This window comes from Caulobacter sp. P4_E5, assembly GCF_056401555.1.
Genome location: NZ_JBFUJD010000058.1, coordinates 26,374 through 36,246, shown reverse-complemented (window position 1 = coordinate 36,246; position 9,873 = coordinate 26,374). Strand labels below are relative to the sequence as shown.

General features: G+C 68.8%; 9 protein-coding genes, 1 pseudogene and 1 riboswitch. Of the genes and pseudogenes, 7 read left to right on the top strand and 3 right to left on the bottom strand.

The window, feature by feature from the left end; translation table 11 throughout:
- Nucleotides 1-1,702, top strand: a 1,702-nt coding sequence (locus tag AC1DSO_RS17200; protein WP_477069981.1) for a zinc-dependent metalloprotease, incomplete at its 5' end; no start/stop codon positions are given.
- 20 nt (nt 1,703-1,722) lie between these two features.
- Here AC1DSO_RS17200 and AC1DSO_RS17195 read toward each other — a convergent pair.
- A pseudogene (locus AC1DSO_RS17195) lies at nt 1,723-1,841 on the bottom strand (hypothetical protein); the annotation flags it as partial.
- A 44-nt stretch (nt 1,842-1,885) separates the two neighbouring features.
- Nucleotides 1,886-1,976, top strand: a riboswitch (glycine riboswitch).
- Between the two features lie 166 nt (nt 1,977-2,142).
- Here AC1DSO_RS17195 and gcvT point away from each other — a divergent pair.
- From gcvT to AC1DSO_RS17165, 6 genes are all read left to right on the top strand, one after another.
- Nucleotides 2,143-3,255 (top strand): glycine cleavage system aminomethyltransferase GcvT, encoded by a 1,113-nt coding sequence (gene gcvT, locus AC1DSO_RS17190; RefSeq protein ID WP_477069980.1) that lies wholly within the window; start codon nt 2,143-2,145, stop codon nt 3,253-3,255.
- A gap of 15 nt (nt 3,256-3,270) precedes the next feature.
- Nucleotides 3,271-3,636: a glycine cleavage system protein GcvH gene (gcvH, locus tag AC1DSO_RS17185; protein WP_477069979.1), complete on the top strand. Its 366-nt coding sequence runs from the start codon at nt 3,271-3,273 to the stop codon at nt 3,634-3,636.
- Nucleotides 3,637-3,767: 131 nt separating this feature from the next.
- A complete protein-coding gene (gene gcvPA / locus AC1DSO_RS17180; RefSeq protein WP_477069978.1) occupies nt 3,768-5,114 on the top strand; it encodes an aminomethyl-transferring glycine dehydrogenase subunit GcvPA in 1,347 nt (448 codons plus the stop codon).
- On the top strand, nt 5,111-6,703 hold the full coding sequence (gcvPB, locus tag AC1DSO_RS17175; protein WP_477069977.1) for an aminomethyl-transferring glycine dehydrogenase subunit GcvPB: 1,593 nt from the start codon (nt 5,111-5,113) through the stop codon (nt 6,701-6,703). Before gcvPA ends, gcvPB begins: the two co-directional genes overlap by 4 nt.
- Before the next feature lie 134 nt (nt 6,704-6,837).
- A complete protein-coding gene (locus AC1DSO_RS17170; protein ID WP_477069976.1) occupies nt 6,838-7,257 on the top strand; it encodes a hypothetical protein in 420 nt (139 codons plus the stop codon).
- A complete protein-coding gene (locus AC1DSO_RS17165) occupies nt 7,254-7,697 on the top strand; it encodes a hypothetical protein (protein WP_477069975.1) in 444 nt (147 codons plus the stop codon). The genes AC1DSO_RS17170 and AC1DSO_RS17165 overlap by 4 nt, the downstream gene beginning before the upstream one ends.
- A gap of 11 nt (nt 7,698-7,708) precedes the next feature.
- Here AC1DSO_RS17165 and opgC read toward each other — a convergent pair whose 3' ends face one another.
- Together opgC and AC1DSO_RS17155 are read right to left on the bottom strand one after the other, a co-directional pair.
- The gene (gene opgC, locus AC1DSO_RS17160; RefSeq protein WP_477069974.1) at nt 7,709-8,869 is read right to left on the bottom strand and encodes an OpgC domain-containing protein; all 1,161 of its coding nucleotides are present in this window, start codon (nt 8,867-8,869) and stop codon (nt 7,709-7,711) included.
- 143 nt (nt 8,870-9,012) lie between these two features.
- Complete coding sequence (locus tag AC1DSO_RS17155) at nt 9,013-9,873, bottom strand: NmrA family NAD(P)-binding protein (protein WP_477069973.1); 861 nt, start codon at nt 9,871-9,873, stop codon at nt 9,013-9,015.

Sequence of the window (9,873 nt, the reverse complement as noted above, 5' to 3'; positions counted from 1 at the left end):
CGACTATTCCGCGCCGCTGAACGAACCGCTGGTCTATCGGCTGGTCCATCGCTTCCGGCTGGAGAAGACCGATCCGACCGCCGCCCGTTCGCCGGTCAAGAAGCCGATCGTCTTCTATGTCGACCGCGCCGCGCCCGAGCCCGTGCGCTCGGCCCTGATCGAGGGCGGCCGCTGGTGGAACCAGGCGTTCGAGGCCGCGGGCTTCATCGACGCCTTCCGGGTCGAGGTGCTGCCCGAAGGGGTCAGCCCGCTGGACGCCCGCTACAACGTCGTCAACTGGGTGCACCGCCAGACGCGCGGCTGGTCGTACGGCCATGCGGTGGTCGACCCGCGCACCGGCGAGATCGTCAAGGGCGACGTCCTGCTGGGCTCGCAGCGCATTCGCCAGGACCGGCTGATCTTCGAGGGGCTGGAGGGCGCCGACAAGACCGGCAAGGGTGGGCCCAACGATCCGATCGAGATCGCCCTGGCCCGCCTGCGCCAACTGGCCACCCACGAGATCGGCCACTCGATCGGCCTGCAGCACAACTTCGCCGCCAGCACCTATGGCGGCCGGGCCTCGGTGATGGATTATCCGGCCCCGAAGATCGCCATCAAGGACGGCGGGCTCGACTTCGCCGACGCTTACGGGCGCGGGGTGGGGGGCTGGGACAAGTTCGTGATCGACTGGCTGTACGGCCCCGCCCCGGCCGGGACCGACGACAAGGCCTGGCAGAAGGCCAAGGCCGACAAGAGCCAGGCCGACGGCCTGCGCTACGTCTCCGACGAGGACGCCCGCGCGTCCGATACGCCGCATCCGCTGGGCGCGGTCTGGGACAACGGATCCGACCCGGTCGCCGAGCTCGACCACCTGATGGCGGTGCGCAAGATCGCGCTCGAACGCTTCGGTCTCGGCAATCTGCCGAAGGGGGCGTCGGTCGCCGACCTGCGCCGGATCATCGCGCCGATCTACATCTTCCAGCGCTACCAGGTCGACGCGACCGCCAAGCTGGTCGGCGGGATCGACTTCACCTACGGCGCGGAAGGCGACGGCAAGGAGGCCAGCAAGCTCGTGCCCGCCGATCGCCAGGCCGCCGCCATCGACGCCCTGCTGCGCACGATCACCCCGGCGGCGCTCGACCTCCCGGACAAGGCGCTCGACGTCCTGACCTCGGGCCAGTCGCAGGGGACCGACCACGCCTATGAGATCGAGACCTTCGGCCAGGGCCCGGTGTTCGACCTGCCGGCCACGGCGGAAGTGGCGGCTGACCTGGTCTGGGCCGACCTGTTCGCGCCGGCGCGGCTGAACCGGCTGGTCGAGGCCAAGCGCCGCGATCCGGTCCAGCCCGGGGTCGAGGGTCTGCTGGACAAGGCCCTGGCCTTCGCCGCCTTCGACGGCAAGGCCGTCGGACGCCAGGCCGAGCTGGCCCGTCGGGGCCGCCAGCGGATGGTGGCGAACCTGGCCCAGGCGCTCGACGACAAGAGCCTGTCGCCGACCGCTGCCGCCGTGATCCGCGCCCGGCTAGCCGACTGGGGCAAGGGCCTCAAGACGGTAGCCGGCGACCCCGCCGATCGGGCCCAGGCGCGCGCCCTGGCCGGGATCGTCGCCGACGAAAGCGGCGACCGCCTGGCGGCGCTGGTCGCCGAGGGAAGAAGCAAGATCGTGATCCCGCCTGGCCCGCCGATTGGCGAGGACGACTGGTTTGGGGATATCGGGCTGTAGCGGCTTGAGCGCCCCCTCCGTCACGTCGCCTCTCGGCGCCGCGCCACCTCCCCCGCTGCGCAGGGGAGGAGGAGGTCCTCCTCACCCGTGAAACGGGGGAGGTGGCGCGATGCGGATACGCATCGTGACGGAGGGGGCGCTAGGTCCGGCTTGACTCTGACCCAACCCTCCCGCATCACCCCAGCGACCCTCGCGGGAGACATCGGGATTCGCTCCCGAGGCCGAAGGCGCAACCGCCCCGGAAACGCTCAGGCAAAAGGACCGCGCGGGTTTAGAAACGCTGGAAAGTAGTCTCCCGAAAGGGCGGCTCGCCGAAGGAGCAAGGCCAACCTCAAACAGCAGAGGGGGAAGGCCGGAATCTCTCAGGTCCAAGGGACAGCGGGGGCGCGACCACCCGGCGCGAGCCGGTCGTCTCGCCGACCCCGCTTGGAGCCCGCCCAGTGTCTGATCAAGATCTCAAGAAGACGCCCTTGTACGACGCCCACGTGGCGGTGGGCGCGCGCATGGTGCCGTTCGCGGGCTACCATATGCCGGTGCAGTACAAGGACGGGGTGCTGAAAGAGCACCTCTGGACCCGCGAGCACGCCGGCCTGTTCGACGTCTCGCACATGGGGCAGGCGCGGATCCGCGGTGAGAACCCGGCCAAGAGCTTCGAGAAGGTGGTCTCGGCCGACTACCAGGGCCTGAAGCCCGGCAAGCAACGCTACGGCGTGCTGCTGAACGCCGACGGCGGCATCATCGACGACCTGATGACCGCGCGTCCCGACGACGACGGCCTGTTCGTGGTGGTCAACGGCGCTTGCAAGGACAACGACTACAAGATCATCGCCGACACTCTGGCCGGCGAGGCCACGGTCGAGCGTCTCGAGGACCGCGCGCTGCTGGCGCTGCAAGGTCCCGAGGCCGCCGCCGTCCTGGCCGCCCACGTACCGGAAGCCGCCGGCATGGTGTTCATGGACACGCTGGCCCTGACCGCGTTCGGCGTCGACGCCATTCTCTCGCGCTCGGGCTATACCGGCGAGGACGGCTACGAGATCTCGGTTCCGGCTGAGGCCGCCGAGCGGGTGTGGAACACCCTGCTGGCCGACGAACGGGTCAAGCCGATCGGCCTGGGGGCTCGCGACAGCCTGCGTCTGGAAGCCGGCCTGCCGCTCTATGGCCACGACCTGGACGAGACCGTCTCGCCGATCGAGGCCGGCCTGAACTTCGCGGTCGGCAAGTCGCGCCGCGAGGCCGGCGACTATCTGGGCGCGGCCCGCATCGCCAAGGAACTGGCCGGCGACCTGTCGCGGATCCGCGTCAACCTGAAGGTGCTGGAAGGCGCTCCGGCCCGCGAAGGCGCCGAGATCGCCGACGAAGCAGGCAATGTCATCGGCAAGGTGACCAGCGGCGGCTTCGCCCCCAGCCTGGGCTACCCGATCGCCATCGGTTTCGCCCCGCCGGCCTATGCCGCGATCGGAACGAAGTTGAAAGTCATCGTGCGCGGGAAGCAGGCGGCCGCCGAGGTCGTCGCCACCCCCTTCGTGCCGAACCGTTACGTCCGCAAGATCTGAAAGAGGGCCAGACCAATGCGTTTCACCAAAGATCATGAGTGGGTCATCGTCCAAGGCGACGTGGCCACCGTCGGCATCAGCGCTTACGCCGCCGAGCAGCTGGGCGACGTCGTGTTCGTCGAGGTCCCGGAAGCCGGCAAGGCCGTGAAGCAGGGCGAGAACCTGGCCGTGGTCGAGAGCGTCAAGGCCGCCTCGGACGTCTACGCCCCGGTGTCGGGCGAGGTGATCGAGGGCAATGCCGAGCTCGGCGACGCCCCCGAGACCGTCAACGCCCTGCCGGAAAGCGGCGGCTGGTTCGCCAAGATCAAGCTGTCGAACCCGGCCGAGGTCGACGCCCTGATGGACCGCGACGCGTACGAAGCGTTTCTGAGCACTCTGTAAAAACCTGTCATCCCGGCCGCAGCGCGCAGCGCGGAGAGCCGGGACCGCGGAAAGCTCCGTGCTTCCGGCGGTCCCGGATCGCCCTACGGGCGTCCGGGATGACAATCTTCATTCAATAGGCGCTCCTCACAATGCGTTACCTTCCCCTGACCCCCGAAGACCGCGTCGAGATGCTCGGCGCGATCGGCGTGAAGTCGATCGACGACCTGTTCGTCGACGTTCCGGCCTCGGCCCAGCGCGCCGGAACCGTCGATCTGCCGCTGCACGCCGGCGAGATCGAGGTCGAGCGCGAGATGGCGGGCCTGGCCCGTCGCAACCGCTCGGCGGGGGAGGGCGCGTTCTTCTGCGGGGCCGGCGCCTATCGCCACCACGTGCCGGCCACGGTCGACCACATCATCCAGCGGTCGGAGTTCCTGACCAGCTACACGCCCTACCAGCCGGAAATCGCCCAAGGGACTCTTCAGGTACTCTTCGAGTTCCAGACCCAAGTCGCGGCCCTGACCGGCATGGAGGTGGCCAACGCCTCGCTCTATGACGGCTCGACCGGCGCGGCCGAGGCCGTGATGATGGCCCAGCGGGTGACCCGCCGGAACAAGGCGGTGATGTCGGGCGGCGTCCACCCGCACTATGTCGAGACCATCGAGACCCTGGCCCATGCCGCCGGCGTCACGACCCAGGCGATGCCTGCGGCCATCGACGCCGAGGCCGCGGTGATCGCCGCCATCGACGCCGACACCGCCTGCGTCGTCGTCCAGACCCCGAACGTGTTCGGCACGGTCACCGACGTCACCAAGATCGCCGAAGCCGCCCACGCCGCCGGCGCCCTGCTGATCGTGGTCACCACCGAGGCCGTCTCGTACGGCCTGCTGAAGTCGCCCGGCGAGATGGGCGCCGACATCGCCGTGGCCGAGGGGCAGTCGATCGGCAACGGCCTGAACTTCGGCGGACCCTATGTCGGCCTGTTCGCCTGCAAGGAAAAGTTCGTCCGCCAGATGCCGGGCCGCCTGTGCGGCGAGACGGTGGACGCCGACGGCCGGCGCGGTTTCGTCCTGACCCTGTCGACCCGCGAGCAGCACATCCGCCGCGACAAGGCCACCTCGAACATCTGCACCAACAGCGGCCTGTGCGCCCTGGCCTTCTCGATCCACATGAGCCTGCTGGGCGAGACGGGCCTGCGCCAGCTGGCCGCCCTGAACCACCAGAAGGCCCGCGCCCTGCGCGAGGCCCTGGCGGCGGTTCCCGGCGTCGAGATCCTGACCCCGCGCTTCTTCAACGAGTTCGCGATCAAGGTTCCCGGTAACGCGGCCGACATGGTCGAGACGCTGGCTGGTCACGGGATCATCGCCGGCGTGCCATTCTCGCGCCTCGACGCGGACGCGGGCCTGGACGACGTGCTGCTGGTCGCGGCCACCGAGACCACGCTGGATGTCGACATTACTTTCTTCGCCAAGCTGCTGACCAAGATGGTGGCCCAATGAGCATGAACAACGTCGGCCGCCCCACGCGCCCGGAAGCCGCCGCCAACGATCTCGGCGGCCATGAAACCCTGACGGGCGGCCGCGGCCTCCTCCAGGACGAGGCCCTGATCTTCGAACTGGATTGCTGGAACAAGACCGGCGTCGACCTGCCGCCAGCCGCTCCGCCGTCGGACGATCTGGCCGGCCTGCTGCGCGACGCGCCGATCGGCCTGCCGGGCCTCTCGGAGCCCGAAGCGGTCCGCCACTATGTGCGCCTGTCCCAGAAGAACCACGCCATCGACCTGGCGCTGTATCCGCTGGGCTCGTGCACGATGAAGCACAACCCGCGCCTGAACGAGAAGATGGCGCGCCTGCCGGGCTTCTCGGACATTCACCCGCTGCAGCCGCAGTCGACGGTGCAAGGCGCCCTGCAGCTGATGGACCGCCTGGCCCACTGGCTGAAGACCCTGACCGGCATGCCCGCCGTCGCGCTCAGCCCCAAGGCCGGCGCCCACGGTGAGCTGTGCGGCCTGCTGGCCATCCGCGCCGCCCACGAGGCGGCCGGCAACGGCCACCGCAAGACCGTCCTGGCCCCAACCAGCGCCCACGGCACCAACCCGGCCACGGCGGCCTTCGTCGGCTACACCGTCGTCGAGATCGCCCAGACCGACGACGGCCGCGTCGACCTGGCCGACCTGAAATCCAAGCTCGGCGACCACGTGGCGGCCATCATGGTCACCAACCCCAACACCTGCGGCCTGTTCGAGCGCGACGTCGTCGAGATCGCCCGCCTGACCCACGCGGCCGGGGCGTACTTCTACTGCGACGGCGCCAACTTCAACGCCATCGTCGGCCGGGTGCGCCCGGGCGACCTGGGCGTCGACGCCATGCACATCAACCTGCACAAGACCTTCTCGACGCCCCACGGCGGCGGTGGTCCGGGCGCGGGTCCGGTGGTGCTGTCGGAAGCCCTGGCGCCGTTCGCCCCGACGCCGTGGCTGGTCCATGACGACGACGGCTTCAGCATGGTCGAGCACGCCGGCGAGGAGGGGGCCAAGACCGCCTTCGGCCGCATGAGCGCCTTCCACGGCCAGATGGGCATGTATGTCCGCGCCTATGCCTACATGCTGAGCCACGGGGCCGACGGCCTGCGCCAGGTGGCCGAGGACGCCGTCCTCAACGCCAACTACATCAAGGCCCGCTTGAAGGACGTGATGAGCCCGGCCTTCCCGGACGGTCCGTGCATGCACGAGGCCCTGTTCGACGACGCCTGGCTGGAAGGCACCGGGGTCACCACGCTCGACTTCGCCAAGGCGATGATCGACGAGGGCTTCCACCCGATGACCATGTACTTCCCGCTGGTCGTCCATGGCGCGATGCTGATCGAGCCCACCGAAACCGAGTCCAAGCAGGAACTGGATCGCTTCATCGAAGCGCTTCGGGCCCTGGCCGGCGCGGCCCAAAATCTGAAGGGGGGGGCGGGCGAGACGGAACGCTTCAAGGGCGCGCCGTTCCACGCCCCGCTGCGGCGGCTGGACGAGACGTTAGCGGCTCGCAAGCCTCGGTTGAGATGGAAACCTGTGGCTACGGCGCCACTGGCGGCTGAATAGCATTCTCCATACCCCTGTTGCGACGGAAGGGCGCCTTTACGGCGCCCTCATCCCTCCACATATCGGAGGGGCGTGTCGGGGCTAGCTGGCTTTTCCAGGGAGCAGGCGCCGCGCAAGCTTGTTTGTTCCTCCCAATGACTGCTCTCGCCCTCGCCATGTCGCGCGCCCACCGCCCCGCCGATGACCTCGCCCGTGAGTTCATCGCGCGATTCCTGCGCGTGTTTCTCGTGGCGCTCGGCGTGGTGCTGATCGCGGCTGGCGCGCTGATCGCGCCGCTGCCCGGCCCGCTGGGCCTGCCGCTGACCGTGGTCGGCCTGATGCTGGTGCTGCGCAACTCGTTCAAGGCGCGCAAGCAGTTCGTCCGCTTCCAGCACGCCCATCCCAAGCTGATCTTCCCGCTGCGTCGCCTGCTGCGTCGCGAGCCCGAGGTCGTGCTGGTCGCCTGGCAACAGGCCTTGCGCGTCGAGCGCCTGATCATTCCGCGCAAGTGGCGGGTCGCCGTGCGCTGGCGTAAGTCGCTGAAGCGTCGCCCCGTAAAGCAAAACGGACGGTGAACGCGATCGCGACCACCATCGACGTCAAGCACAGGGTTCGTCGCCGCGCGCGGCTGGCCCTGTTGCTGCGCGAATCCGCCGCCCGGGCCTTTCGCTGGATCGCCATCGGCTTCGGCACGCTGGTGATCGTCGCCGGCGCGGTGCTGACGCCGCTGCCGGGTCACGTCGGCCTGCCGCTGCTGGTCATCGGCCTGATGATCGTGCTGCGCTACTCGTTCCAGGCCCGCAAGACCTTCATCCGCTGGCAGAAGCGCCACCCCAAGCTGGTCTTCCCGATCCGCCGCCTGATGCGTCGCGAGCCGGAGGTGCTGCTGGTCGTCTGGCAGCAGATGCTCCGTACCGAGAAGATGATCCTGCGCCGGGCCCGCTGGCGGCTGTTGAAGAAGACCCGCAAGCGCGTGAAGCGCTACATCGCGCGGAAGATGACGAAGAAGGCCTAGGGCAACGGCCGCTAGCGGTTCGACGTGGCGGTCGCGAGACTGGTCATGGATGCGGGCCGTCCTAGCGGGCGCTCGCTCGTCCAACGGAGCCTAGCCACGGCCCAAAGCGCGGCAATTCCGCTCGCCGCCAACAGAACTTCTACAAGAATGGCGGCCAAGGACCGCTGGCCCCAACGCAGTCCGGTCAGGTGCAGCAGTTCGCTCGCGGCCACGGACAGCACCGCGCCGGTCACGAAGACCCGCAGCGACCGGCGGCCGAGCACCACCAGAAACGACCTTGGGCCAGCCTGATGGACCAGGCGGAGCACCGGCGCGTCCGAGAAGACGACGAAAAGATAGGCGAGGGCCGACAGGTGCAGCACCCGCAGCGGTGACATCAGGCTCTTGCTGCCGCCCAGCCAGAAGCTGTCGTTGCGGGTGTCGACCCAAGCCTGTGCGTCAGGCCAGTAGGGCAGGACGTAGAGCAGGGCGACATAACCCAGCACCAGGGTCAGCGCCGCACCGATCAGCCATGGCGAGCGCGGCGGACGAACGCCTTGGGCCATCGCCGCCGCCAGGGCCATGCCGCTGACGAAGGTCAGGGTCCAAGGCAGGAAGTTCATCATCAGCGGCGCGCCCGTCAGGCTGTCGTGGCCCACCAACCGGAAATGACCCGCGACGATCCAGACCAAGAGGGCGGGCGGCAGCGCCCACCACCAGCGCCGGACGGCCAGCCATAGAAAGAGCGGCGCCGCTACGAAAAGCCCGACATAGAGTCGCAGAACGTCCGAAAAGCCGACGGACTGTTGCAAGGTCAGGACGTGCCAAGCCGCCGGCGGCCAGGGGCTGGCCAGCAGCGCGTTCAGCTCGGGTCTATGGAATCGGATCGCCGGGCCCGCTAGCCACGCCAGGGCGCCCAGAACGGCCACGGTGCCGACGATCAGCAGGATATTGCACCCGTAGAGCTTGAGCGCCCGCCTCCACAAAGCGCGCACGCTGTCGAAGAATTCCAGCCCGCCAAAGGCCAGAAAGGTCGAGGCGCCGGACAGGAAGACGAACAGGTCAGCGCTGTCGGACAGGCCAAAGTTCGATGGCGAGAACCGTTGCAGCACGCCGCCCGCGATATGATTGATGTAGATGTTCACGAGGCAATAGCCCCGGATCACATCGATGGCCGCGATACGCTGAGGCACGGAACAGCTTCCACTAAGGATTGTGCGTCAACTTGTCGCGCCTATAGGTGAACTACCGGTAAAGGTGCAGGGCGGCGGCCGGCCTCGGCCTGGGCGATCTTGCGTTTGAAGCGCTACATCGCCCGCAAGATGGCGAAGAAGGCCTAGCTCGCGCCGACCAGGTCCGCGATGTACGCCTGCAAGGTCGTCGGCCCCTTCTCCGTCTCGTTCTCCGGAACCATCTCGCCGTCCAGGGTCGCGCCGGTCATGCGGGCGTAGCTGTGCGCCGCCGCCTGCGAGAAGCCAAGGGCCCGGAAGGCCCGTTCCCACTGCTCGCGTGGGGTGACAACGACCCGCACCGGTCGACCCAGCGCGTCGGCGAAGGCCCGGGCCACATCCGCCATCGAATAGCGCGCCGGCCCCTCCACATTGCGCAGGCCGACATCGTCCAGGCTGGACCTCAGCCGCCGGGCGGCCGCCTGTCCCAGGTCGCGCGGGGCGACCATCGGCAGCCTGAAGTCGGCCGGGAACATGGTCTGGACCACGCCGTCCTTGCGCGCGCCCTCCAGCGCCATGTCCCAGTTGGACATGTAGTAGGCGGCGCGGTTCCAGGCGGCGGGGATGGGCCGGGCCTTCAGCCCTTGCTCCAGCTCGTACAGCACGTTGAAGTCGCCGAGGCTTTCGCCGGGCTGGGCGCCCATGGTGCTCTCGGCTGCCACCTTCTCCAGTCCCGAGCCATCGAGGGCCGCGAGAATGGCCGCGACCGTGGCGCGTTCGCCGACGTCGGTGTCGCCGCTGACAGGGGCGTTGGGATTGAGCAGGAACGCCCGGCGGGCTTGTCTGAATGCCGCGCGCAGGCCGTCGACATCCAGCACGTCGACGACGGCGATCTCCGCCCCCTTCCGTTTCAGGCCTTCGCCATGCTCCGCGCTGTGAACGAGGGCCAGGACCGGCTCGCCGGCCTCCAGCAGAGCGTCGACGACGGCGGACCCGACATGGCCCGTGGATCCCAGGATGGCGTACAT

What these genes read in the sequence shown, in the direction of transcription:
- gcvH (WP_477069979.1), top strand. Translation starts at nt 3,271, where the DNA reads ATGCGTTTCACCAAAGATCATGAGTGGGTCATCGTCCAAGGCGACGTG.
- gcvPA (WP_477069978.1), top strand. Translation starts at nt 3,768, where the DNA reads ATGCGTTACCTTCCCCTGACCCCCGAAGACCGCGTCGAGATGCTCGGC.
- gcvPB (WP_477069977.1), top strand. Translation starts at nt 5,111, where the DNA reads ATGAGCATGAACAACGTCGGCCGCCCCACGCGCCCGGAAGCCGCCGCC.
- AC1DSO_RS17170 (WP_477069976.1), top strand. Translation starts at nt 6,838, where the DNA reads ATGACTGCTCTCGCCCTCGCCATGTCGCGCGCCCACCGCCCCGCCGAT.
- AC1DSO_RS17155 (WP_477069973.1), bottom strand. Translation starts at nt 9,873, where the DNA reads ATGTACGCCATCCTGGGATCCACGGGCCATGTCGGGTCCGCCGTCGTC.